The sequence below is a fragment of the Acinetobacter calcoaceticus DSM 30006 = CIP 81.8 genome, assembly GCF_000368965.1.
Taxonomy (GTDB): domain Bacteria; phylum Pseudomonadota; class Gammaproteobacteria; order Pseudomonadales; family Moraxellaceae; genus Acinetobacter; species Acinetobacter calcoaceticus.
Map to the genome: position 1 here is coordinate 335,434 of NZ_KB849779.1, position 25,708 is coordinate 361,141.

At 41.3% G+C, this 25,708-nt stretch carries 24 protein-coding genes and 3 tRNA genes; 13 read left to right on the forward strand and 14 right to left on the reverse strand.

Going from position 1 to position 25,708, the window contains the following annotated elements; genetic code table 11:
• Window positions 1–294: 294 nt before the first annotated feature.
• Genes F936_RS03945 through F936_RS03970 form a run of 6 tightly spaced genes read left to right on the forward strand, consistent with a single transcriptional unit; the run spans window position 295 to window position 6,542 of the window.
• Complete coding sequence (locus F936_RS03945; RefSeq protein ID WP_016801896.1) at window positions 295–3,147, forward strand: monovalent cation/H+ antiporter subunit A; 2,853 nt, start codon at window positions 295–297, stop codon at window positions 3,145–3,147.
• A complete protein-coding gene (locus tag F936_RS03950) occupies window positions 3,144–3,512 on the forward strand; it encodes a Na+/H+ antiporter subunit C (protein ID WP_003654595.1) in 369 nt (122 codons plus the stop codon). Before F936_RS03945 ends, F936_RS03950 begins: the two co-directional genes overlap by 4 nt.
• Entirely contained in the window at window positions 3,512–5,323 is a 1,812-nt protein-coding gene (locus F936_RS03955) for a monovalent cation/H+ antiporter subunit D (protein WP_005045093.1), read from the forward strand. Before F936_RS03950 ends, F936_RS03955 begins: the two co-directional genes overlap by 1 nt.
• Window positions 5,324–5,325: 2 nt before the next feature.
• Window positions 5,326–5,853, forward strand: coding sequence for a Na+/H+ antiporter subunit E (locus F936_RS03960; RefSeq protein WP_005045095.1), 528 nt, complete (start codon window positions 5,326–5,328; stop codon window positions 5,851–5,853).
• Window positions 5,850–6,125 (forward strand): monovalent cation/H+ antiporter subunit F, encoded by a 276-nt coding sequence (locus tag F936_RS03965; RefSeq protein WP_003654591.1) that lies wholly within the window; start codon window positions 5,850–5,852, stop codon window positions 6,123–6,125. Before F936_RS03960 ends, F936_RS03965 begins: the two co-directional genes overlap by 4 nt.
• Before the next feature lie 12 nt (window positions 6,126–6,137).
• Window positions 6,138–6,542 carry a Na+/H+ antiporter subunit G gene (locus F936_RS03970; RefSeq protein WP_004640856.1) on the forward strand — a complete coding sequence of 135 codons (405 nt, stop codon included), beginning with the start codon at window positions 6,138–6,140 and terminating at the stop codon, window positions 6,540–6,542.
• Window positions 6,543–6,602: 60 nt separating this feature from the next.
• Here the strand turns inward: F936_RS03970 and F936_RS03975 are convergent, their stop codons facing one another.
• From F936_RS03975 to tpiA, 9 genes are all read right to left on the reverse strand, one after another.
• Window positions 6,603–7,004: a ribosome-binding factor A gene (locus F936_RS03975; protein WP_003654587.1), complete on the reverse strand. Its 402-nt coding sequence runs from the start codon at window positions 7,002–7,004 to the stop codon at window positions 6,603–6,605.
• Window positions 7,004–9,703: a translation initiation factor IF-2 gene (infB, locus tag F936_RS03980; RefSeq protein WP_003654586.1), complete on the reverse strand. Its 2,700-nt coding sequence runs from the start codon at window positions 9,701–9,703 to the stop codon at window positions 7,004–7,006. Before infB ends, F936_RS03975 begins: the two co-directional genes overlap by 1 nt.
• Window positions 9,704–9,713: 10 nt before the next feature.
• The gene (gene nusA / locus F936_RS03985) at window positions 9,714–11,198 is read right to left on the reverse strand and encodes a transcription termination factor NusA (protein WP_003654584.1); all 1,485 of its coding nucleotides are present in this window, start codon (window positions 11,196–11,198) and stop codon (window positions 9,714–9,716) included.
• Window positions 11,199–11,235: 37 nt separating this feature from the next.
• Complete coding sequence (gene rimP, locus F936_RS03990) at window positions 11,236–11,760, reverse strand: ribosome maturation factor RimP (protein WP_003654583.1); 525 nt, start codon at window positions 11,758–11,760, stop codon at window positions 11,236–11,238.
• A gap of 215 nt (window positions 11,761–11,975) precedes the next feature.
• Window positions 11,976–12,052, reverse strand: a tRNA-Met gene (locus F936_RS03995).
• 89 nt (window positions 12,053–12,141) lie between these two features.
• Window positions 12,142–12,218, reverse strand: a tRNA-Met gene (locus F936_RS04000).
• Window positions 12,219–12,258: 40 nt separating this feature from the next.
• Window positions 12,259–12,343 (reverse strand) — tRNA-Leu (locus F936_RS04005).
• Window positions 12,344–12,399: 56 nt separating this feature from the next.
• The gene (gene secG, locus F936_RS04010) at window positions 12,400–12,729 is read right to left on the reverse strand and encodes a preprotein translocase subunit SecG (protein WP_003654581.1); all 330 of its coding nucleotides are present in this window, start codon (window positions 12,727–12,729) and stop codon (window positions 12,400–12,402) included.
• A 12-nt stretch (window positions 12,730–12,741) separates the two neighbouring features.
• Complete coding sequence (tpiA, locus tag F936_RS04015) at window positions 12,742–13,536, reverse strand: triose-phosphate isomerase (RefSeq protein ID WP_005045099.1); 795 nt, start codon at window positions 13,534–13,536, stop codon at window positions 12,742–12,744.
• 291 nt (window positions 13,537–13,827) lie between these two features.
• On the opposite strand from tpiA, the gene pilB reads away from it, so the two are divergent.
• The 4 genes from pilB to coaE are packed head-to-tail and all read left to right on the forward strand — an operon-like array spanning window position 13,828 to window position 18,252.
• A complete protein-coding gene (gene pilB / locus F936_RS04020; RefSeq protein WP_005045101.1) occupies window positions 13,828–15,540 on the forward strand; it encodes a type IV-A pilus assembly ATPase PilB in 1,713 nt (570 codons plus the stop codon).
• Window positions 15,541–15,567: 27 nt separating this feature from the next.
• A complete protein-coding gene (locus F936_RS04025) occupies window positions 15,568–16,794 on the forward strand; it encodes a type II secretion system F family protein (protein WP_003654576.1) in 1,227 nt (408 codons plus the stop codon).
• A complete protein-coding gene (locus tag F936_RS19620) occupies window positions 16,794–17,654 on the forward strand; it encodes a prepilin peptidase (RefSeq protein WP_005045105.1) in 861 nt (286 codons plus the stop codon). Before F936_RS04025 ends, F936_RS19620 begins: the two co-directional genes overlap by 1 nt.
• Window position 17,655: 1 nt before the next feature.
• A complete protein-coding gene (gene coaE, locus F936_RS04035) occupies window positions 17,656–18,252 on the forward strand; it encodes a dephospho-CoA kinase (RefSeq protein WP_005045107.1) in 597 nt (198 codons plus the stop codon).
• Here the strand turns inward: coaE and F936_RS04040 are convergent.
• The 4 genes from F936_RS04040 to F936_RS04055 all read right to left on the reverse strand — a co-directional run bounded on the left by F936_RS04040 (window position 18,249) and on the right by F936_RS04055 (window position 21,762).
• Window positions 18,249–19,163, reverse strand: a complete 915-nt coding sequence (locus F936_RS04040) for a DMT family transporter (protein WP_005045109.1) — start codon at window positions 19,161–19,163, stop codon at window positions 18,249–18,251. The genes coaE and F936_RS04040 overlap by 4 nt on opposite strands.
• Window positions 19,164–19,196: 33 nt before the next feature.
• Window positions 19,197–19,946, reverse strand: coding sequence for a 23S rRNA (guanosine(2251)-2'-O)-methyltransferase RlmB (gene rlmB, locus F936_RS04045; RefSeq protein WP_005045110.1), 750 nt, complete (start codon window positions 19,944–19,946; stop codon window positions 19,197–19,199).
• Window positions 19,947–20,048: 102 nt separating this feature from the next.
• Window positions 20,049–20,375, reverse strand: a complete 327-nt coding sequence (gene ppnP, locus F936_RS04050; protein ID WP_003654567.1) for a pyrimidine/purine nucleoside phosphorylase — start codon at window positions 20,373–20,375, stop codon at window positions 20,049–20,051.
• Between the two features lie 76 nt (window positions 20,376–20,451).
• Entirely contained in the window at window positions 20,452–21,762 is a 1,311-nt protein-coding gene (locus F936_RS04055) for a tetratricopeptide repeat protein (protein WP_005045113.1), read from the reverse strand.
• A gap of 114 nt (window positions 21,763–21,876) precedes the next feature.
• Between F936_RS04055 and recN the strand changes: the two genes are divergently transcribed.
• From recN to ruvX, 3 genes are all read left to right on the forward strand, one after another.
• On the forward strand, window positions 21,877–23,544 hold the full coding sequence (recN, locus tag F936_RS04060; RefSeq protein WP_005045114.1) for a DNA repair protein RecN: 1,668 nt from the start codon (window positions 21,877–21,879) through the stop codon (window positions 23,542–23,544).
• Between the two features lie 125 nt (window positions 23,545–23,669).
• Window positions 23,670–24,224 (forward strand): YqgE/AlgH family protein, encoded by a 555-nt coding sequence (locus F936_RS04065; protein ID WP_003654562.1) that lies wholly within the window; start codon window positions 23,670–23,672, stop codon window positions 24,222–24,224.
• The gene (gene ruvX / locus F936_RS04070; protein ID WP_005045115.1) at window positions 24,224–24,664 is read left to right on the forward strand and encodes a Holliday junction resolvase RuvX; all 441 of its coding nucleotides are present in this window, start codon (window positions 24,224–24,226) and stop codon (window positions 24,662–24,664) included. The genes F936_RS04065 and ruvX overlap by 1 nt, the downstream gene beginning before the upstream one ends.
• Before the next feature lie 40 nt (window positions 24,665–24,704).
• Here ruvX and F936_RS04075 read toward each other — a convergent pair whose 3' ends face one another.
• Window positions 24,705–25,706, reverse strand: a complete 1,002-nt coding sequence (locus tag F936_RS04075) for an HlyD family secretion protein (protein WP_005045117.1) — start codon at window positions 25,704–25,706, stop codon at window positions 24,705–24,707.
• Window positions 25,707–25,708 lie beyond the last annotated feature (2 nt).

Genomic DNA, 25,708 nt, shown 5'->3' on the forward strand with positions numbered 1-25,708 from the left:
ATTTTTATAATGAAATTCGGTCTCACACAATATACAGTTTAAGCAGAATTTTTAGGCTCTAAAATCACTAGATGTTGTTACTACATGTAATAACATCAGATTTTTACTGCTTTTTTAGTGTACAATAAATTTCATTTTGCGTTTTTATTCTTCAAGTTGCGCAATACAACTTGTTTCTCGCTTTATTTTTCTAATTTGGTTGGGCTTTTCAGAATACAAGCCTTGGAAATCTCTTTGAATTCCTATCTGTTCTGAAATTAAAATTTCACTTTTAGGTCTCGGCCTAAATCACATATGGATACGAGTGTGCTACCGATAATTATCTTATTACCGTTAATATTAGGCACCACCCTTGTTTCATTGCTTCAACGGTTCTCGCGTGGAGTAACGGCTTTAGGGGCAATCGGAGTCAGTTTAACCAGTTTCGGTTTATTACTGGCTCAAGCAAAAACTGTGCTTGGTGGTGCAAGCATTCAACAGAGCTGGGATTGGTTACCTCAATTAGGAATTAATCTAAGCTTCAGACTCGATGCTCTTGGTTTACTATTTTCTCTACTTATTACCGGTATCGGTACACTCATTTATATATATGCCTACTACTATCTTGGGCCTAAAAATTCTTTAAGCAAACTATATGCTTTACTCATGCTGTTTATGGCAGCAATGCTGGGTATTTCGCTCTCTAATAATCTTATTATTTTATTAGTCTTTTGGGAGCTCACCAGTATTTCATCTTTTTTATTAGTGGGTTACTGGAGTCATTATGAAGCTGCTCAACGCGGCTCTCGAATGGCACTCACCATTACAGGGATGGGCGGTTTGGCATTATTGGGTGGATTTGTTCTATTAGGACAAATCACTGGAACCTATGAAATTAATGACATCATGGGCATGAAAGATGCCATTCAAGCCCATTCCCTATTTATTCCAATGTTATTGCTTATCTTGCTTGGCGCATTTACGAAGAGTGCTCAGTTTCCATTTCATTTTTGGTTACCCAACGCAATGGCTGCGCCCACTCCGGTATCTGCCTACCTACACTCTGCAACCATGGTAAAAGCCGGGATCTTTCTGCTTGCCCGCTTACTGCCAATTTTTGTAGGCGCTGCGATCTATCACAATATCGTGACGTTTGTCGGCCTATTTACACTTTGTATGGCCGCATGTTTTGCCATTTTCAAAGAAGACTTAAAAGGTTTGCTCGCCTATTCAACAATTAGTCATTTAGGTCTTATTGTCTGTTTACTAGGTATCGGTTCGCCTTTAGCAGTTGCTGCTGCCATTTTTCATATTATTAACCATGCGACATTTAAAGCAGCGCTCTTCATGCTTGCAGGGATTATTGACCATGAAACTGGTACACGTGATCTTCGAAAACTCAGTGGTATTTGGCAATTACTTCCTTTCACGGCCACATTAACCATGATCACCGCTGCTTCTATGGCAGGGGTACCACTCACCAATGGCTTTATTTCTAAAGAGATGTTCTTTACCGAGCTATTGGCGAATCTTTCAGGTTCAACGGTTATCTTTGCCAGCATTATTGCAACTCTGGCTGGTATCTTTGCAGTAAGTTATTCAATTCGCTTAGTGCATGGCGTGTTTTTTGATGGCCCAATTGGTAAACAAGTTCCAAATAAAGATGCACATGAACCCCCGATCGGTATGCGTTCGCCAGCCATTCTTCTTGCTGTACTATGTATCTTGGTTGGAATTTTACCTTCTTTATTGGTAGAACCACTGGTCAATAGCGTAACGAGAGCAAGCTTGATGCAACCAGAATTTGCAGGAACTCATCTTGCAATCTGGCACGGATTCAATGCTCCTCTCATTATGAGTATTATTGCTTTAGTGGGCGGCTCACTCTTCTATTTTGCTTTGGCAAAAGATGGCATGATTCGTAAAATTGACCTTGACCCACGTCTTGGCAGATTACAAGGCCGTATTTTATTTGATTTATTTTTAAAACATTTATTACTCACCAGCCGAAAAATCAAACAAAAAACTGAAAATGGCTCATTGCAAAGTTACTTGTTCTTGATCATTGCTTTTAGCATCATCATGGTAACCATGCCGCTACTCAATCAAGGGCTCACCACAGGCACACGTGAACTCACTCATGCCCCATGGATTGCCATCGTTCTCTGGCTAACCTTATTCTCGGGTTGCTGGATGATGCTATGGTTCCACCATGAACGTATTAAAGCAGTCCTCATTAGTGGTGCAATTGGTCTGGTTGTAACGATGGTATTTGTCACCATGTCAGCTCCAGATTTGGCATTGACTCAAATTACTGTGGATGTTGTAACCACTGTTCTTTTATTAATGAGTTTATCTTTACTTCCACAGCTAACGCCTTATGAATCTCTGCGCTCAAGACGTTTAAGAGATGCTGCTTTAGCCATTGTTGGAGGCTTAGGGATAGGCTGGATTACGTGGCTGATTTTAACCCGTGATCATAATTCGATTTCATGGTTCTTTGCCCAACAATCTTTACCACTCGGTGGTGGTTCAAATATTGTAAATGTCATTTTAGTTGACTTCCGTGGTTTCGATACCTTTGGTGAAATTACGGTACTAGGAATTGCGGCTGTTGGTTCACTTTGCCTTATGGATGGCATGCGTGTACATGGTACAACCATGACCCAAGGTCTCACCTACCGTTTTAATCCATCTCCGCTCATGTTCCGTATTACAGCCTCTTGGGTATTGCCATTAGCGCTTGTCGTGAGTGTTTATATCTTCATGCGCGGCCATAACTATCCAGGCGGTGGCTTCATTGCAGGTCTAATCACCTCAATGGCGTTAATCATCCAATATATTGCGCTAGGTCAAGACCAAACTGAACAATTACTCAAAGCAAAATCAGGGCGTCTTTACGAAGTCTGGATTGGTTCAGGATTAACGATTGCTGGGCTTACTGGTGTAGCAGCATGGTTCTGGTTACGCCCATTCCTGACCAGTGCTCACGTGTATGTTGAATTACCAATTTTAGGAAAACTACATTTGGCTTCAGCTGCAAGTTTTGACTTAGGCGTTTATATCACCGTTGTTGGTGCAACGATGTTACTTATCTCAGTATTGGGAGACTCTCGCCACTCAAGCATGGCTGGTCCTGTAGTACCACATCGGGAGGAATCATCATGATCAGTTTAGAATTCTTATTGGCTTCTGCTATTGGTTTACTTGTTGCCACAGGTATTTATCTGATTTTACGTGCTCGTACCTTCCCTGTTGTGCTTGGATTGGCGGTAATTGGCTATGCTGTAAACCTATTTTTATTTGCTATGGGCCGATTACAAATCAGCTCACCAGCAATTTTAACCGAAACAACAAAAATAACCGATCCACTTCCTCAAGCGCTGGTGTTAACAGCCATTGTGATCGGTTTTGCAACCACCGCTTTTATTGTACAACTGGCGCTGCGTAGCCGTTATGAGTCAGGTAGTGATCATGTTGATGCTAAAGAAGACATCTCTCCAACATACGACCCACGCGAGGATGAGCCGTAATGTTTGATTTTTTATCTTTCTGGCAAGAACATGCGCCTATTTTTAGCATTCTCATCCCGGCATTTACTGCTTTTATATTATTACTGCTCGGCAACCCTGGAGCCGGTGCTTTAAAAGACGACTGGCGACAACCATGGCGTCGTGGCATTAGTCTTATTTCCGCAATTGCTGGATTAATTAGCGCAATTGTATATTTGAGCTTTGCAAGCACGGGGCAGATTACCATTTACCAACTGAGTGAATGGTCAGCACCATTTGGCATTGTACTCGTATTAGATCGTCTTTCTGCTTTTATGCTGGTACTGACCTATGCATTAGTCGTCCCAGTGTTATGGTATGCAAGCGACAATTGGGATACCCGTGGTCGCTACTTTCATGCCATGGTTCATTTCTTATTAATGGGATTGTGTGGTGCATTTCTAACAGGCGACTTATTCAACCTTTTCGTCTTTTTTGAAATCTTGTTGATGGCTTCGTATGTTTTGCTTTTACATGGACAAGGTAAGCCACGTTTTCAGCTGGGTGTTCACTACGTCATTATCAATCTTTTAGCCTCTGCCCTATTCTTAATTGGCCTTGGTATGATTTATGGTAGTGTGGGTAGCCTCAACATGGCGGATGTTTCACGTCTTATTCCGACACTCGAAGCAGATCAACATAAATTAGCCGTAGCAGGTGCCTTACTTTTATTTGTCGTGTTTGGCATTAAAGCAGCTATGCTTCCTGTAGGTTTTTGGCTACCAAAAACTTATGCTGTTGCAAGTACACCTGTGGCTGCAATTTTCACCATTATGACCAAGGTCGGTATATATTCGATTTTGCGTGTGAATGGAACAGTATTTGATGATGCGCTTAGTCAAGAAATCTTGAAAAGCTGGTTGCTTCCTATTGGTTTGATTACTTCACTCTATGGAGTGATTGCAGCAATTGGAGCAGATCGGTTACGTCGCTTTGTCGGGTTTATGGTGCTTTCTTCAATTGGCACCTTGCTCATAGCTATTGCAATGTCGAATACACAAGCATGGTCTGGCGCATTATATTACTTAGTGCACAGTACGCTGATTGGAGCAGCTTTTTATCTATTTTGTGGATGGATAACCTCACAACGTGGAGATTTTAAAGATCATTTAAAAGTTGCCCCAAGAATCAAACAAGAAAAAGCTGCTGCATTTACTTATTTCATCATTGCGATGGTGATGGCTGGCTTACCACCTTTTAGTGGTTTTCTCGGAAAAGTATTCATTTTACAAGCGACAGTTGAAACCAGCTATCAAGCATGGATCATTGGCGTGGTACTTGTTGTAAGCCTATTAAGTATTATTGCTCTTACACGTGTTGGTTTTATCTTGTTCTGGCGAGCAACACCTCCTGAACAAGATCCAATCCATCCCGCTTATATTCTTTATCAGGCCTTACCAGAACGAGCACCACCACGTAATGATAAAGTCATCTATGTGTTACTTGCTGGCTTAATGGCTTATGTCGTATTTGCTGCACCTATTCAGCATTACACATTAAGTACTGCTCAGCAGATTCAAGACCATACGCTTTACCAGCGCACGATTCTTAAAGTAGATCAAAACGGTGAATTTATCAGCGTACAGCCTTACGATCCAGCTTATCTACCAGAAACTAAATATGGTGGTGAAGTTGAAGATCATAATGCTTACCTCATTCCTGATATTATTTCGAAAGATACCTTTAATGGTGAACATATTTCTGAATATAAACATCGACAAATTCAGCAACAGGACAAACTACAAACGCCTACCATTGTTGATGAAAGTCAATTGAAACCTATGGAGCCATAACAATGCAGTTATCTCATTTGCTTGAACGCTGGTTTCCACATCCATTTGTTTCAGTTCTTATTGTTTTGTTTTGGCTCATGCTGGCACATAGTCTTGATGCCAGTGACCTTCTGACAGCTGCACTTCTGGGTTTGATTATTCCTCGTTTAGTTAAACCATTTATTGCCCGAACGCCGCATATTCACTGGAAACCCGCAGTTAAACTATGCTTTGTAGTTCTTTGGGATATTATTATTTCTAACTTTAGAATAGCAAAGCTTGTTTTAGGGCCTACAAAAAAATTGCACCCTAAATGGTATCGTGTGCCTTTAGAAACAGAACATGAGCAGGTCAATACATTACTGGCGATGATCATTACGACAACGCCTGGTACTGTTTCTGCTGGTATTGATCAGGAACGTGGAGATATTTTGGTTCACGCCTTGAGCACGGATGATACCGAATCTGACATTCAAGACATCAAACAACGCTATGAAATTCCACTTATGGAAATTTTTGATGTAAAAAGCGAAACGGAGGCAAGTGTATGACAATACTACCCTATGCTCTAGGTATTAGCTTAATTGCCATTACAATCTCTATGCTACTTTGCCTTTTCCGAATGGTAATCGGTCCATCAATTGTAGACCGTCTTTTAGCACTCGATACTCTTTTCTTAAATGCGATTTGCCTCATTGTTGTTTTAGGCATTTACTGGATGACAACTTCTTTATTTGAAGGAGCTTTACTCGTTGCTATGCTAGGCTTCGTGTCTACAGCAGCTTTAGCTCGTTACTTCACAACTGGTCATGTTGTCGATTAAGGAGAGATCAAAATGCAGTTTGTAATGGAAATTATTGTTTCGGTCTTTCTGGTTTTTGGCGCTTTCTTTATGTTAGTCGGCTCAATTGGTATGGTCCGCTTACCTGACTTATTCATGCGCTTACATGCACCCACAAAATCGAGTACGTTAGGATTAGGCAGCTTTTTGATTGCCTCTATGATCTTTTTTGCTTTTCAAGGCCGCTTTGGTTTTGCCGAGCTACTGATCACACTTTTAGCTTTTATTACCGCACCGGTTTCAGCAAATTTAATTGCTCAAGCTGCGCTGCATTTACGTTTGCGCTCACTGAGTGGAGAAGTTCCTGAAGCAATTGAACGTCCTTTGCCTTGGGATCGTTATAAAATTGGACAGCGTTTCTCGCAAAATAAACCACCTATGGACCCTCCTAAAAAATAGGGGAAAAAGCCAACCAATAAAAAAGCCACCCGAAGGTGGCTTTTTTATTTTTAATTTATATTACTGTTCGTCATCTGACTCGCGTTTCGGTAAATCATTTACCGCTTTTTCGATCAGACCAAACATATAGTTACCATACGCATTAGTCTTGTCATAATGGAAACGCAATCTTGGCGTAATACGTGTCTTGATACGACGACTCAATTCATGACGCAAGAAACCAGAAGCTTTATTTAATACATCTAAAGTTTCTTTATTTGCTGCTTCACTTTGCTCATCACCAAGCTCACGTCCCATTACAGTGACATAAACTTCAGCATAACCCATGTCTGCACTGACTTTCACCGCAGAGATGGTCACTAGACCACCTAAGCGAGGATCTTTAAGCTCCTGACGGATCAGCTCAGACAACTCACGTTGCACTGAATCCGCCATGCGCTTTAAGCGTTGGCTACCCGCCATTAAAGACTCCGTTTAATCAATTGAACATCATACACTTCAATCTTATCTTTTACTTTGATGTCTTTATAACCTTTCACCGCAAGACCACATTCCATACCGGCACGAACATCTTCAACCACTTCTTTATAGCGACGAAGAGATTCAAGCTCACCTTGGAACACAACCACGTCATCACGTAATACGCGAATCGGTTTATTACGATGCAATACACCTTCAAGTACCATACAGCCTGCTGCTGCACCAAACTTACTTGAGTGGAATACTTCACGTACTTCAGCAACACCCAAGATTGTTTCACGATGTTCAGGAGCAAGTTTACCACTCATGGCATCTTTCACATCATCAATCAATTCATAGATGATGCTGTAGTAACGAATATCGATACCGTCTTGATCACTTCTCTGACGAGCAGTCGTATCGGCACGAACGTTAAAGCCCAACAATACAGCTTCTGAAGATTCAGCAAGAATCACATCAGACTCAGTAATCGCACCAACACCCGAACTAATTACACGAACTTTTACTTCATCAGTAGATAATTCATGTAAAGCTGCATTCAATGCTTCTAAAGTACCACGTACGTCAGTTCTTAAAACAACGTTCACTGTAGGAACATCTTTTTTGCCCATTGACGACATGATATTTTCAAGACGCATTGCGCTTTGACGATCAATACGTTTTTGACGCTCACGGTCAGCACGAGCATCAGCAACTTCACGTGCTTTCTTCTCGTCATTTACAACAAGAACTTCATCACCTGCCATTGGAGCATCTGGAAGACCCAGAATTTCTACTGGAATAGATGGTCCTGCTGATTTAATAGGCTTACCATTTTCATCAGACATTGCACGGACACGACCATATGATGAACCTGCAAGAACAAGGTCACCAATGTTTAATGTACCGTTTTGAACAAGAATAGAAGTTACTGCACCACGGCCTTTATCAACACGCGCTTCAATAACAACACCTTGAGCAGCACCTTCAGCAGATGCTTTTAATTCCATCAATTCTGATTGAATAAGAATTAAATCAAGGAGTTCATCAATACCTTGTCCACTGTGCGCAGAAACCTTAGCAATCGGAACATCACCACCCCATTCTTCTGGAACGATTTGTTTCGTTGTTAATTCATTTAACACACGGTCTACATCAGCAGATTCTTTATCCATTTTGTTGATTGCAACAATAATTGGAGTACCTGCTGCACGCGCATGGTCAATTGCTTCTGCAGTTTGTGGCATTACACCGTCATCTGCTGCAACAACCAATACAACGATATCCGTTGCTTTAGCACCACGTGCACGCATTGAAGTAAACGCAGCATGTCCCGGTGTATCAAGGAATGTAATGATTCCTTTGTCTGTTTCAACGTGATATGCACCAATATGCTGGGTAATACCACCTGCTTCGCCTGCCGCCACTTTCGAACGACGGATACGGTCAAGCAAGGATGTTTTACCATGGTCAACGTGACCCATAATGGTAACAACTGGCGGACGAGTTGTTTGCTCACCACGTGCTTCTTCAGCCGCTTCAAGCAAGTTATCTTCCGCTTGTGTATCAGAAACTAAAACAGGGTTATGGCCCATTTCTTCAACAACAAGTGCTGCTATATCTTGATCAATAGCTTGCTCTTGATTAACCAACTCACCCATTTTCATAAGTGATTTGATAACTTCACGTACTTTAATCGCCATTTTTTGAGCAAGATCGGCAACAACAATGCTTGAACCGATTTCTACATCATAAACTTGCTTTTTAACTGGCTTTTCAAATCCATGCTTATTTGCCTGACTTGATTTTAAACCACGTTTGTTATGGTTAACAAAGCTTTGCTCTTCTTGACCACGACGACCACCTTTTTTACCCGCACGAGGGTTAGTGGTTGCGCCACCGCGTTTAATTTCACGGTCTTCTTGCTTAAATGAATCTTCATAAGCTTGGCCAACTAGACCTGAAGCAAGTGGAGAATCATCAATCACACGAATTGTAGTAGTAGCTTCGTCATTTGAATACTTAGACGCCATTTTGCGCATTTGTTCAAGTGTACGTTGCTGAGCTTCTTCAGCCGCTTTACGACGCGCAGCTTCTTCAGTCGCTTTTAACTGAGCTGTTTGTGCTTCACGCGCTTTCTTTTGCTCTAATGTTTCTGCTGGTTTTGGTGCAGGTTTTACTGTACCACCACCACGTCTTTTCACGACTACAGCAGCTTTAGGAGCTGTCTGTGCAGCGCTATCTTGTTGATGAGCAACACGCATAGCATCTAAAGTTGCTTTTGCTTTTTGCTCTGTTTGAAGACGCGCGTTTTGCTGTGCAGTGTCACGCGTTTGCTGTTCTACACGTGTTTTAGCTTCAGCTTCTGCACGTGCTTTAGCTTCAGCTGCAATTTGTTCAGGGTTTGGTTTAGCAAAAACCTGTTTTTTACGTACTTCTACGTTAATTGTTTTTGCTTTACCTGAAGTACTTGCAACTTTAGCGGTACTGGTTGTTTTACGTTTCAACGCAATTTTTCCTGTGTTACCACTTTCCTGACCATGCACTTTTTTCAAATGATTGACTAAAGTATCCTGTTGTTCAGTGGTAATAATATCGTCTGCTGTACGTTGAGGCAAACCTGCTTCACGAGCCTGTTCTAGGAGCTTCTCAACAGGACGTTCTACACTGAGAGCTAACTCTTTAATCGACTTGTCCGTCATATTTCATCTCCTAGTTAAACCATGATTCGCGAGCTTTCATGATCAATTGACCTGCTTTTTCATGATCAAGACCTTCAATATCAGAGATATCATCAGTAGCCTGATCTGCCAAATCGTCGACAGTAATAATACCGCGCGCGGCAAGCGAGTAAGCGATCTCAGAAGTCATGCCTTCCATAGTTAGAAGGTCTGCGCTCGGTTCTTGAATATTTTCTTGCTGTTTCAAAGCATCAGTAAGTGCTGCTTCTTTTGCACGACTTTGCAATAACTCAACCAATTCAGCATCAAGCTCAATTTCGTCAAAAGTTTCAGCTGGAACATAAGCAATCTCTTCTAAAGAGGTAAAGCCCATTTCCACCAATGCCATTGCTAAATCTTCTTCAATATCGAGACGTGATACAAACATGTCAAGATATTGCTGAGCTTCATTTTGCTGACGAGCACGATACTCTTCTTCAAGCATCATGTCGAGTTTGTAGCCAGTTAAATCAGAAGCTAAGCGAACGTTCTGGCCTTGTGAGCCAATCGCACGAGCCAATTGATCGCTGGTTGCAAAAATAATATCGGCACTTCTTGCATCTTCATCAAGCACGATGCCTGAAACATCAGCTGGTTCTAATGCACTTGCAATGTACTGAGCTGGATCATCAGACCAGACCACTACATCAATACGTTCACCGTTTAACTCTTGTTGTACTGCTTGAATACGCGTACCACGCATACCAATACATGCACCGACAGGGTCAATACGATGGTCATTTGTTTTCACTGCAATTTTAGCACGAACGCCTGGTTGACGTGCCGCTGCTTTAATTTCAATAATTTCTTCAGAAATCTCAGGAATTTCTTTTTTCATTAAAGCAATTAACATTTCAGGCTTAGCGCGTGATAACAACAACTGAGCGCCACGACCTTCACGGTTCACATTGTATAAAATAGCGTTCATACGTTGTTTCGGGCGAAGAATTTCTTTAGGAATCATTTCTTCGCGCGCAAGATAAGCTTCTGCGTTGTCGCCTAAATCGATAATAAAGCCATCTTTGGTTTGTTTTTTCACTTCACCGTAAATCAACTCACCAACTTTAGACTCGTATGCATCAGCAACTAAAGCACGCTCAGCTTCACGAATTTTTTGTACAATAACTTGTTTTGCAATTTGTGCAGCGATACGACCAAACTCAATAGATTCTACTTCGAGTTCACGTACATCACCAATTGACCATTTAGATGGGTCAAGGTCAGAAATCGCATCTTGGCAAGCTGGCATTTCATGATCTTCATCTGCCACAACAGTCCATTGACGGAACGTACTGTAATCACCAGTTTTACGATCAATTTCTACACGAAGCTGAGCTTCTTCAGCATGCGTACCTTCGTAAAATCTTTTCTTCGTTGCGGCAACTAGAGCTTGTTCTAAAGCCTCGAAGATCGCTTCACGACTAACACCTTTTTCATTACTAACCGTTTCAACAACGGTAAGAATTTCGCGGCCCATAAGTCACCTACCGATTTCTTATAAAATTTAAATAAATTTAATCTTGATAGATCAAGTTTGCTTTATCGATATTGTTGCTGTCGATCTCAAGCACGTGCTGCCCATCAACTTCAACCTGAATTTCTTCATTTTCAAGGTCTACTGCGATAAGTTTTGCTTGAAATTTACGACGGTTTTCTACTGCTGCAATCAAACGCAAAGCAATTTGTTGTCCAATGTAGCCTTGTAACTGTTCTAGTTGAAAAAATGGACGATCCCAGCCCGGTGAAGAAACTTCTAATGAATACTCACCTGAAATTGGATCATGAACATCCAGCATTGCGCCGACTTGTTGTGTTACACGCACACAATCTTGTACACCAATACCACGGCCTTGTTCTACTTCGCCATCTTCATCAAGTACAGGCTCAGCATCTTCACTTACCGCTTTGTCGATATAAATACGCAATAATGAACGTTTGCCTTGTGGGAGAAATTCGATTCCCCAAAGGTCGACACCACATGCTTGTACTGCAGGAACAATTAAGTCATGCAATGCTTGGGATTTATTTGATAATTTCATTTACTCTCGTCATTCTCGTGCGATTCAATCGGTTGTTTTAACCGACACAGACCTACTATAGTGAAGCATGACTATTTGACCAATTGATGTCGAAACTACACGATAGCGATACGATAACCAATAAAAAAGGGCGTTAATCGCCCCTGTCTTGCACAGAAAACAATAGTCCACTGTGCAAAAAGGCCCACTTGTTTGTGAGCCTCTTTTAAGAAACTTGGTAGCGGGAGCTGGATTTGAACCAACGACCTTCGGGTTATGAGCCCGACGAGCTACCAGACTGCTCCATCCCGCAACAACGTGCAAAAATTATATACAAATATCAAATAAAGTCAATGTAAACTTACTAGATATTTGCCTGATTAAGTTGCACCTTAATCAAATTGGTAGCGGGAGCTGGATTTGAACCAACGACCTTCGGGTTATGAGCCCGACGAGCTACCAGACTGCTCCATCCCGCAACAAAAACAAACCACACGCATCAACTTTCTGGTTAAAAGCTGGTGCGGAAGGGGGGACTTGAACCCCCACGCCCGAAGGCACTACCACCTCAAGGTAGCGTGTCTACCAATTCCACCACCACCGCAGCTTGTGGGACGCATTCTAGTGCTTCCAACTGCAAAAGGAAAGCCTTATTTCAAATTATTGACTCGTTTTTGGTGCATTTGGTGAAGTTTCAGGCGATGTTGTTTGAATTGGTGCTGTCGTCTGTACAGTTTTTAAACTATATGCCTCACTAGTCTGTTTTTTCGCAAAAACAGCTAAGGTTAAACTAGTCACAAAAAACAATGCTGTTAACACAGCAGTAAGTCGAGTAAGGAAATTAGCAGAACCCGATGCGCCAAATACAGTTGCTGCTCCGCCGCCACCGAAAGAAGCACCAGCATCCGCACCTTTACCGTGTTGCACTAGAATCAAGCCAATCATCAGTACCGCTAAAATAATATGTACGATCAGTACAAAAGAGTGCATACCCTATCCTCGTTATTTACTTTGTGCAAAGGCTTCTACGATTTGATAAAAAGATGCTGCATTTAACGAAGCACCTCCAACCAACGCGCCATTAATATCTGGACATGCTGCCAATTCAACTGCATTTTCAGCTTTTACACTACCGCCATATAAAATCGCAATGTCTGAACCCGCAGAGGTAATCTGACTTAAACCTTCACGGATTTTAGCATGCATTGCCTGTGCATCTTGTGGTGAAGCAGTTTTACCTGTACCAATTGCCCAGATTGGCTCATAAGCAATTACAATTTGCTTTTGCCATTGCTCTGCAGTAACTACAGGAGCTATATCACAGATTTGTTGCAATACAACCTGCTCTGCCAAATCTTGTTCACGCTGTTCGAGACTTTCACCCACACAATAAATGACAGTTAAGCCTGCATTTAAAGAATTTTGGAGTTTTGCCTTCAAAATTTCAACGTTATCACCTAATAAATCACGGCGTTCGGAATGACCCACCAATACAAAATTAATTTGGCTATCTTTTAATAATTCTGCACTGACTTCACCAGTATAGGCGCCTGTACCTGCTACACGCGATACATCTTGTGCAACTGTATATACTGTTCTTGCAGCATCTTGCAATTGTGTTTGTACCATTGCAAGTGCAATAGAAACTGGAGCAACCCCGACATGGCAGCTTTCATCTGCAATTTGGTTTTGTTGCAATAGTTGTTTAAATTCTTCTATAAGTTGTTTGGCATTGGCACGCATTGGGTTCATTTTCCAGTTGCCAACTACCCAAGGCGTAATCGTCGAACCCGACATACGGCTCACCTTTCATCAAAAATGCAGCACATTCTACACGCATTTCCACAAATTTCAGATACTTTTCTTTAACAGGATTGCTCATATCTTTTCTACTATTTGAAAACAGTAATAAAAGTTTATTAAGCCTAAAGCCTTAGCTTTTAAAAATTAATGAATAAAAACTTCGACTGGTTCAAGCTTTAACAATCGGATCAAGACGAGAGCATCATTTTCTCAGGTAGTAATTTTAGATAACAAAAGTATAATTTTTTATATACCAATTATAAACATATGAGCACAGGTAGGCAGATGTCAGTCATACATACATCTCCAAAATTTTCGGGGTTTTTTCGGCGATTAGTCGAAGAAAAACATGTGTCGGCAGCGACCATGCAAACAGCATTAGATGCAGCAAAAAGAGCTAAACGGGATACGGTTGCGTACCTGATTGAAGAGGTTCATCTCTCCCCTTCTTTATTAGCTGAAACAATTTCTATTGAATTTGCTGAACCATATTTTGATCTGGATGTTTACGATACCAGCCAGATTCCTAAAGATTTGGTCGACCAGAAACTGATTTTAAAACATCGGGTCTTGCCTCTGGTACAAAGAGGACAGATTTTATATGTTGCAACCAGTAACCCAAGCAATATTGAAGCTATTGATGCTATTCGCTTCAACAGCAAGCTTATGGTTGAGCAGGTTATTGTCGAGCATCATAAACTTGAGAAAATTCTGGCGCAGCAATTTACTGAAGAAAGTAGTTTCGAGTTTAGTGATGAAGAGTTTGATCTTGATGTAGATCTTGATACCTCAACCGCTCCAGAAGAAGATGATGACACTCCTCAGGGCGATGAAGCACCTATTGTTAAATATGTTAACAAGTTATTAATAGATGCGATTCGTATGGGGGCTTCAGACTTGCATTTCGAACCGTATGAGAAATCGTATCGCGTCCGTTATCGGGTCGATGGCGTTTTGCGTCAGATTGCAAATCCGCCTTTGCAACTAGCCACTCGGTTGGCTTCACGTTTAAAAGTTATGTCTCAAATGGACATTTCCGAAAAGCGTGTTCCTCAAGATGGTCGTATCAAACTCAAGCTATCTAAATCTAAAGCAATTGATTTTCGTGTGAACTCTCTTCCGACCTTATTTGGTGAAAAGCTAGTTCTACGTATTCTCGATCCATCGAGTGCTATGTTGGGAATTGATGCTCTAGGATATGAAGAAGAGCAAAAAGCGCTCTTTATGGAAGCATTAGATAAACCACAAGGTATGCTTTTAATTACTGGTCCTACAGGTTCTGGTAAAACAGTATCCTTATATACGGGCCTCAACATTTTAAATACTGAAAGCTCCAATATTTCTACTGCCGAAGATCCGGTCGAAATTAACCTTGAAGGTATTAATCAGGTTAACGTGAACCCTAAAGTAGGTCTTACTTTTTCGGCTGCGCTTAAATCATTTTTACGTCAGGACCCTGACATTATTATGGTCGGTGAGATTCGTGATTTAGAAACAGCTGAAATCGCGATTAAGGCGGCTCAGACGGGTCACATGGTAATGTCCACACTGCATACCAACAGCGCCCCTGAAACACTTACTCGTCTACGCAATATGGGAGTTCCATCTTTCAATATTGCGACATCAGTCAATCTGGTCATTGCTCAACGTTTGGCACGTCGATTATGCCCTCAATGTAAGGTGCCTAGTGACATTCCTAAACAAAGCCTATTAGAAATGGGTTTTACCGAACAAGATCTAACACATCCCGATTTTCAAGTTTTTCAACCGGTCGGTTGTCCTGAATGTCGTGAGGGCTACAAAGGTCGAGTAGGTATTTATGAGGTAATGAAAGTCACACCTGAGATTTCCAAGATTATTATGGAAGATGGCAACGCTCTAGAAATCGCTGCTGCTTCTGAAAAATTGGGGTTTAGTAATCTGCGTCGCTCAGGTTTAAAGAAAGTCATGCAAGGTGTTACTTCTTTACAAGAAGTCAACCGCGTGACCAGTGAATAAAAGACAATTTAAAATAAGGATAATGTCATGACTGTCAAAAAGGCACAATTGATGCCGACTTTTGCTTATGAAGGGGTTGACCGTAAGGGCGTAAAAATCAAGGGTGAACTTCCGGCTAAAAATATGGCTTTAGCCAAAGTCACCCTACGCAAACAAGGGGTAACTGTCCGTAACATTCGGGAAAAGCGTAAAAATATTCTTGAAGGTCTATTTAAGAAAAAGGTATCAACGCTTGATATCACGATTTTTACCCGACAACTTGCAACTATGATGAAAGCTGGTGTGCCACTGGTACAAGGCTTTGAGATTGTGGCGGAAGGTTTAGAAAACCCAGCGATGCGCGAGGTGGTACTCGGTATTAAAGGCGAAGTTGAAGGTGGTAGTACTTTTGCATCAGCTTTAAGAAAGTATCCTCAGCACTTCGACAAACTATTTTGTTCTCTTGTAGAGTCCGGCGAACAATCTGGTGCGCTTGAAACCATGCTAGATCGTGTGGCAATTTACAAAGAAAAAAGTGAATTGCTCAAGCAGAAAATCAAGAAAGCCATGAAATACCCGGCAACGGTTATTGTAGTTGCTGTGGTTGTTACCATTATTTTGATGGTTAAAGTAGTTCCTGTCTTCCAAGACCTGTTTTCTTCCTTTGGCGCAGATTTGCCTGCGTTTACACAAATGGTTGTAAATATGTCGAAATGGATGCAGGAATACTGGTTCATTATGATTATTGTGATTGGTGCAATTATTGCTGCTTTTATGGAAGCTAAAAAGCGCAGTAAAAAATTCCGTGATGGTTTAGACAAACTCACGCTTAAGTTGCCTATCTTTGGTGATCTTGTTTACAAGGCGATTATTGCCCGCTACAGCCGTACTTTAGCAACCACTTTTGCAGCAGGTGTTCCGCTCATTGATGCGCTTGAATCAACAGCTGGTGCAACCAATAATATTATTTATGAACAAGCTGTAATGAAAATTCGTGAAGATGTTGCAACAGGTCAACAACTCCAATTTGCGATGCGCGTTTCAAATCGTTTTCCATCTATGGCTATACAAATGGTCGCAATTGGTGAAGAATCTGGTGCACTAGACAGCATGCTCGACAAAGTTGCCACCTACTATGAAAATGAAGTTGATAATGCCGTTGATGGCTTAACTTCAATGATGGAACCTTTAATTATGGCAATTTTAGGGGTACTCGTAGGCGGCCTAGTGATTGCTATGTATCTTCCAATTTTCCAAATGGGCTCAGTCGTGTAATGCAAGAAATTATTGCTTATTTTATTCAAAACTTAACTGCACTTTATATTGCAGTTGCACTATTGAGCCTGTGTATTGGTAGCTTTTTGAATGTGGTGATTTATCGCACCCCAAAAATGATGGAACAAGATTGGCAGCAAGAATGTCAAATGCTACTCGATCCTGAACAACCAATCATTGACCATGAAAAGCTAACATTAAGTAAGCCCGCTTCATCATGCCCCCAATGCCATCAACCGATCCGTTGGTACCAGAATATTCCTATCGTCAGTTGGTTGGTTTTAAAAGGTAAATGTGGGCATTGTGAGCATGCAATTAGCATGCGCTACCCAGCCATCGAACTATTAACAATGGTATGTTCACTGGTTGTGGTTATGGTGTTTGGTCCAACCATACAAATGCTTTTGGGGCTAGTACTGACTTGGGTCCTGATTGCCCTCACCTTTATAGACTTTGATACTCAGCTACTACCCGACCGTTTTACCCTACCTTTAGCTGCGCTTGGTTTAGGTATTAATACCTTTAGCATCTACACCACACCCACCTCAGCCATTTGGGGTTACTTAATTGGTTTTTTATGCCTGTGGATTGTGTATTACATATTTAAAGTAATTACTGGCAAAGAAGGCATGGGCTACGGCGACTTTAAGTTGCTTGCGGCATTAGGTGCATGGATGGGGCCATTGATGCTGCCATTAATTGTGCTATTGTCATCTTTACTAGGTGCAATTATTGGCATCATTTTACTAAAATTACGTAATGACAATCAGCCCTTTGCCTTTGGGCCGTATATTGCCATTGCAGGCTGGGTTGCCTTTTTATGGGGTGACCAGATTATGAAAATCTATTTGGGAGGTTAAGATGGCTTTTATTCTGGGAGTCACAGGTGGAATTGGCAGTGGAAAATCTGCTGCAACACAATGGTTTGAATCCCAAGGAATACAAGTCGTCGATGCCGACATCGTTGCTCGCGAAGTGGTTGAGAAAGGCCAACCTGCCCTTCAAAAAATTCAACAAACTTTTGGAGACTGGGTACTTCAACCTGATGGAAGTTTAGATCGCCGTGCCCTACGCGAGTATATTTTTCAAAATCCACAAGCACGTCAAACTCTTGAACAAATCACTCATCCTGCAATTCGCCAATCTATTATTCAACAATTACAAAATCCGCGTAGCGCTTATGTGATTTTAGTTTCACCATTGCTCTTTGAAACCAACCAGCATGAATTGGTTAATCACACGTTATTAGTTGATGCGAGTGAACAAACTCAAATTCAGCGTGCAAGTCAACGCGATGGGCAAAATCAAGAACAAATCCAGAAAATTATTGCGGCGCAAATGCCACGTGAGCGAAAACGCGAACTTGCCAATGACATTGTGTTTAATGACGGATTACTCGAACATTTACATCAACAATTAGAGCCTTTACATCAAAGTTATTTGAAACGTACAGACTAATCTGACTCATTTTGCTGTTTAATTTTTTGTGCCAAGCTATCTGGTCGAAACCATCGCCAAGGTTGTAAGGCACCCACTCCCATTCCAACTAAACCTACAACAATAGATGGGCTTAACGCCTCCCCTAACAGAGGTACGGCCAATATGGCTGCAATAAAAGGCGCCAAAGTGACGATACTTCCTGTTTTAAAAGCACCAAGTCGCTGAATGGCTGCCACATAAGTCAAAGTTGCAATAATAACGACAAATACACCATGAAAAATGCCTTGTATAGCTAAATGAACAGGACTGACTTCCATGAAATGCTTAGGCAAAAATAAAACATAGATGGGCAAATAAATAATTGCAGACCAAATCGCCACACTTGCCATTGAGTGCCATGCAGACAATTTCCACTGTTTAAGTAACACAGTGAAAATCCCCCACCAAATCGCACTAATAAAAAGGAGTAGATCACCTATTCCAAAAGCAGAAGCATTACCTTGCAGCATTAAAACACTCATGAGCCCTAAAGCAGTGATCATGATTGCCAGACTAGCCCATGTATGTTTATCAAATGGTTGTCTAAATAAAATATATGCTGCGAACGCAGTACAAATTGGGATACAGCCATTTAAAAAAATTGCAGCATGAGCGGCGGGAGCATAGAGAAAAGCGGTATAGACGGTGAGACAATAAATGACCCCGCCAATCAAGGCCAAAATAACCGCATGCTTACTCCATAAAAAGGCGAGATCTTTTTTATAGATCAGAATAGGCATTAAAATTAAGAAGGCTATAGCGAAGCGCAGTGCGGCAATATCCCAAGCACTGATGTGCCACTGTGCATTTAAACGGGCAAAAAGCGTAAACCCGCCCCAAATGCACATGGTCACCAATACAAAGAAATAACCTTGCTTACGGGGAGACATATCAAGATGACTTAAACTAGAAAGGCAGCTAAATTATACCTCAGAACGCTGGCGGCAAGCCTCATAAAGAGCCATACCAGTCGCTACACTGACATTTAGACTTTGTAAGTTTCCAGCCATAGGAATATAAACTTTATGATCACACTGTGCCTGTGTAATAGGACGCAAACCGGTATCTTCGGCTCCCATCACAATCACGACTGCGCCAGAAAAATCGCATTTTTGAAGTGGCAACGCACTTTCATCAAGCATGGTGCCAATCACACGCACATGCGTTGTTTCTTTAAGATGAGCCAATGTACGAGCTAAATTTGTGACTTGAATGAATTTAACTTTCTCGGCTCCACCTGCTGCAACCTTACGAGCAGTTGGCGTTAAACTTGCCGCACGATCACGAGGCACGATGACCGCTTGCACACCCATCGCAGCGGCAGTACGAATACAAGCCCCTAAGTTATGTGGGTCTGTCACTTGATCTAATGCCAACAACAAGGCATCTGGAGTTTCACTTAAGATTTGATCAAGATCTTGCTCATTTAAGACAGGATGCGGACGCACTGCTGCAACTACGCCTTGATGAAATGGTAGACCTGCAAGTTTTTCAAGACTATCGCGGCTTGCTTTTTGTACACTAATTCCAAAAGGCTCTGCCAATTGCAAAATCTTTTGCAAACGCTGATCATCCCGTCCTTTTAAAGTAAACAGGGTTAGCACACGCTCCGGCTCAAGTTCTAGCAATGACTCCACTGAATGAACGCCATAATAATATTCCTGTTTTGCCATGCATGACCTCTAACAACGTTTGAGCAAAAAAATAAAAATCCTGCAAAGCCAACTTCACAGGATTTCTTTGGGCATAGTGTACCCGATTTGAACAGGAATTTCTTAGCCTTCTAAATGGCACACGTAATCGAGGACTTCATCAGTTTCGATTTTAAAAACGCTATTTCCAGGCACGTAAAATGATTGGCCTGCACGGAACAATTCACTTTCATTACTGTCCGCAATTGTTACGCGACATTCACCTGAAATAATTTCCATACGCTCAGGGACATGCGTTTCAAAAGTTAAGGCTTGCTCAGTCGGCAAAATAACACCTAGTGTTTTTTTCGTTCCATCTTCAAATTGCACGGTATGGCTGATACATGCTCCACCAAAATAAACGTTTGATTTTTTGATGACCGTTACATGATCAAATTGGTTTGTACTCATGCACATTCTCCAGATAATGCCATATTTATATAAATTATGATGAATGTAGTTTAATTGTGCCTAAATAACTAATCAATCAGTTTTCATACGGATAGACTTGTAATTTCCACTGCTCGGCCTGAATTTTTTTGGCAAAAGCATGAGGTAAATTAATCTCAATATTTCGACTATTCGACACAATTGCATCGTATCTGCAAACTTCGACCTGATTTTCATCTAGGAGTACCCAACACACTCTTTGTGCTGTTGGATGGGTAACTGCTGTAGCAACCACCGGTGAACCGTCATTCATTCCTACATGAAAATTTTCACTGTCATTTTGCATTAACGCCAGATCATAAGCTGGAAAATCGATAGCATCTGAATCGAATTGCTGGCTATCGTGTATCAGCACACTCTGTTTTAAAGTCGGCCAAATACAATAACGCAAATAATGCTGATCCATCACCCGATTATCCAGATAACGTCCGGTGGCAACATAATCTCTGATATGTGCTTCAATATTATGAAAAATCCCCGTACATCCGCCCCACATTCCAGCCAGAATTAGTTCGGTATGAGAATAGTTATCTCGCATTAAATGAAACCATTTATCGCTCTTGAGCCACGCATCTACAGCCGCCTTTTCACGGTACGACACAATCGAGTCGGCATCACGTATAAGAAAACGCTTAATTGTTGGATCATCCATCACAAAAAACCGCCAAAATAGTCCAGATAGTTGTTTTTGAGAATCTGTAACTTGGATGACTTGCGCGCCCTTTTCTTTTAAGCGCTGTTGTACCAGCACTGGCACAGTATCATCGACATAGAACCGACACGTCCATTCTGGATAAATTTGTTTGGCTAACTCAGTATTTAAAATAGAGGTTTCACAATAACGAGGATTTGCTCCAAATAAAGAGAAAGCAATAATATTTTCTTGAGGGTTTGAACTAAACTCTGGGGGTGCATGATTCGGAATAGGCAAAACAGGTTCGTTCTTAGCCAATTCTTTTTTAGTTGTAATTGCCAAGCGTCCAAATTTTATTGTTTCTTCTTTTTTATTTAAATGATGACAAACTTCTGTTAATCCATCATATAAGTTTGTATTTACGTTAGATCCACTTGCCTGAATCGCTTGCAAATAGTGTTGATAGGCATCGTTATAACGGCGTAAGCGTAGCTCGGTATATGCCAAATCGGATAATGCTCCCGGATGCTTGGGAACTAAATTAACAGCCTGTTTAACATGTTGATAAGCTTTGGCATAATCGCCTTGTGCAGCTGCTTGTTTAAATGCATTAAAATGTTGATTTAAAATTTTATTCATTTCCGCAGGATTGTTTTTTTTATGACGGTTAATCATCCCTATCGGTGGTTTCGGTAAGCTTAATGTTTTTTTCATTGTAAATATCCGCAATCTTGCTGTTCTATAATTTCAGTTAGAATAATAGATCACTTGTAGCAAATTCAAAACTTCTCTATCTTTAACCCATAATTTGGCGCGTTGGATGCGTTTATGCTCACACATTTAACTTTAATTAATTTTGCATTAGCTGATCATTTAGCTATTGATATAGAACAAGGATTTAATGTTCTAACAGGCGAAACAGGTGCCGGAAAATCATTATTACTGGATGCACTTTCTGCCTGTCTAGGGGAACGTACCGATACGAATTATGTCCGTTATGGTTCAGACAAAGCGGATATCACCGCTGTTTTTACCTATAAAAACCATAGTCCTGAAGCTAAATGGCTGCAAGAACATGAGTTAGATGATGATTCTGGGGAAATTCATTTACGCCGTGTTATTTTTGCAACTGGCCGTAGTAAAGCATGGGTCAATGGTCGCCCAAGCAGTTTATCTGAACTTAAAGAATTAGGCCGTTTGCTTGTTCAACTCTATAGCCAACACAGCCAACAACAGCTTCTTGAGCCGCCTTATCCAAAGCATTGGCTAGACCGTTATAACAATTTCTATGTTGAAGCGAATGATGTACGCGAAGCCTATAGCATGTGGCAACGCACGATTCGTTTGCATCAAGCAGCCTTAGATGCACAAGCAACACGTTTGCAGCGTATTGGCACTTTAGAGCATCAAATTGAAGAACTTGAAGAGGTTGTCCAAACCGATTACAAAGAAATTGAGCAAGAATTTGATCGTCTTAGTCATCATGAACATATCATGCAAGACTGTAGCTACAGCTTAAATGTTTTAGATGAAGCTGAGCAGAATATTACTCAAGAAATGTCTTCGATTATTCGCCGTCTAGAATCTCATGCCGGGCGTAGTGATCAGCTTTCTGAGATTTATAATTCTTTACTGAATGCTCAAAGTGAAATAGATGATGCAACGGCGAACTTGCGTCAATTTATTGATCGTCAGAGCTTTGACCCCGAGCGAATGGAAGAACTCAACTCTAAACTTGAGGTTTTTCATCGTCTGGCACGCAAATACCGGACTCAACCAGAAACACTTAAAGAAGAATATGAAGCTTGGCAACGTGAGCTTGAGCAACTACATCAACTTGAAGACCCAGAAACACTGGCAGAGCAAGTTGAAAAATCGCATGAGGAGTTTTTAGAAAAAGCTCAGCATTTAGACAATATTCGTCGTGAAGCTGCCGCTCCGCTTGCTAAACAATTAACTGAACAAGTGAAACCTTTAGCGTTACCAGAAGCACACTTCGAGTTTAAGTTCGAACCATTAGAACAACCAGGGGCAGAGGGTTTAAGCTTTATTCAACTTTTATTTACTGCCAATAAAGGTATTCCTCCACAACCACTGGCACGAGTGGCATCTGGTGGTGAGCTTTCTCGTATTGCACTCGTGATGCAAGTCATGAATGCTGAGAAAACCGAATCCGAAGTTTTGGTGTTTGATGAAATTGATGTCGGGATTAGTGGCGGCACCGCAGAAGTTGTGGGACGTTTACTTGCCGACTTAGCGCAACATGTCCAACTCTTATGTATTACTCACCAAGCACAAGTTGCTGCACAATCTGATCAGCATTTATTAGTAAAAAAACAACAAACTGACTCAGCCAGCAGTACAATTGTAGAACTTGATGAAAATCAAATCATTTTTGAGTTAGCTCGCATGTCAGGTGGTGTTGAAATTAATGAAACAACCTTGCAGCACGCAAAACAATTACGCCAACTTAAATTTCAGGCTTCTTCAAATTAATAAAGAAAATGAGAGAAAAAGATTGGCGAAATCCGATTAACTCTTGTATGTTGATAAAAAGAACCTATATAGATAAAAGGGTCGAGAGGCCCTCTAGTGACATTTTTTGAGGGAGAACCGCTTAGGTGACCAAACAATACCTGACTCACCGTTGTCTGATTGCCCCGCCAGAAATGGCAGATGACTTTTTCGCAAACACTGTAATTTATCTTGCTCGTCATGATGAAGAAGGTGCTCAAGGCATTATTATTAATCGTCCTTCTGGTATTCAAATTAAAGAATTACTCAATGATCTCGACATTGAAGCTGACAATGTAAATCCACATGCGGTTTTACAAGGTGGTCCTTTGCGTCCTGAAGCTGGATTTGTTCTCCATACGGGGCAACCAACATGGCATTCATCTATTGCTGTAGGTGAAAATGTTTGTATTACCACCAGTAAAGATATTCTCGATGCCATTGCCCACAATGAAGGTGTCGGCCGATACCAGATTGCATTAGGCTATGCGAGCTGGAGCAAAAATCAGTTAGAAGACGAAATTACGCGTGGTGACTGGCTCATTTGTGATGCCGATATGGATCTGATTTTTAACCTGCCTTATGACGATCGTTGGGATGCAGCTTATAAAAAAATTGGTGTAGATCGTGCGTGGCTAGCATCTGAAATCGGACACGCTTAATGACCGAAATACAATCAAAATCGATTATGGCTTTTGACTTTGGCACTCAAAAAATGGGAATGGCGATTGGCCAGTCTTCGATTGAAAGTGCCAACCCTCTCCCTCTATTTGTCATGAAAGATGGTATCCCGAACTGGGGTCAACTCTTAAAAATCGTGAAAGAATGGCAACCTGATTTATTTTTGGTTGGTCTTCCCCTAAATATGGACGATAGCGAGTCAGAACTCTCTACACGTGCTCGCAAATTTGCGAGACGTTTACGTCATCAAACCAACATAGAAACGTTGATGGTAGATGAACGTTTAACGACACGTGAAGCGAGAGAAGAGTTAGGTTTTTACCAAGAACAAGGTCGAGCAAAAAAGCTATCAGCAGATAGTTTTGCAGCTGCACTACTCATTCAGAGTTGGTATCGAAATCCAGTCGGTTTAACACCCTAAGATTTTAAAAAAGAAGGAAGGCTAAAGCCTTCCTTCTTTTTTACTTCTCAACAATATGTACGGTAGCAGTTCGTCCCGAGACAAAAGCAAGCTGATTTTTCGGTGTTTCATCTAACACGATCTTCACGGGTACACGCTGTGCTAAACGAACCCAGCTAAAGGTTGGGTTTACATTGGCAAGAAGCTTAGAGCTACTTGAACGCTCACGATCTTCAATTCCCGATGCAATACCTTGTACATGGCCTTTAATTTTTTGGTTATCACCCATTAACTGTACAGTGGCCTGATCACCGACATGAATACGATTTAATTTGGTCTCTTCAAAGTATCCCACGACATACAGCTGTTTACGGTCAAGTAATGCAGCAACCGCTTGGCCTACTTGAACATAGTTACCTGGGCTCATATCAAAGTTAGATAAAGTACCATCAGCGGGAGCAATTACCGCAGCACGATGCATATTAAGCTCAGCCAAATGTAAATTACTCGTTGCTGCCTCAATCAAGGCCTGCTGTTGCTTAACAGTTGCTTCTGCCTGCTCAATTGCCGCTTGTAATTGCTCATGCTCTGCATGGGATTGATCACGTGTTGCAAAAACCTGATCTTGTTCTTGTTTTGAAATCGCCCCATCCATTAAGTTTGAATAACGGCTCGCATTTTTTTCAGCTAAACGAATATTGGTATCTGATTTAATCAGGTTTGCTTTTGCTTGAGCTAAGCCTGCTTGTGATTGAGCAAATGCTGCTTTCGCTTTTGCTAAATCAGATTTTGCTTGCTCTACATCCAAAGCTCGGCGAGACACATCAATTTTAAAGAGTACCTGCCCCTTCTTCACACTCTGGTTATCTTGAACCAAAACTTCTGTGACAAGGCCAGCTACATCCGAAGATACTTGAATAACGTCACCACGAACTCGACCATCTCGTGTCCACGGCGCTGCATTGTAGTAGTTCCACAAATGCACAATGGTATAGACCGCAACCATTAATGCGATAATCAAAATTACTGGACGGATGACTTTTTTCAAATCCACCTGATTCATTT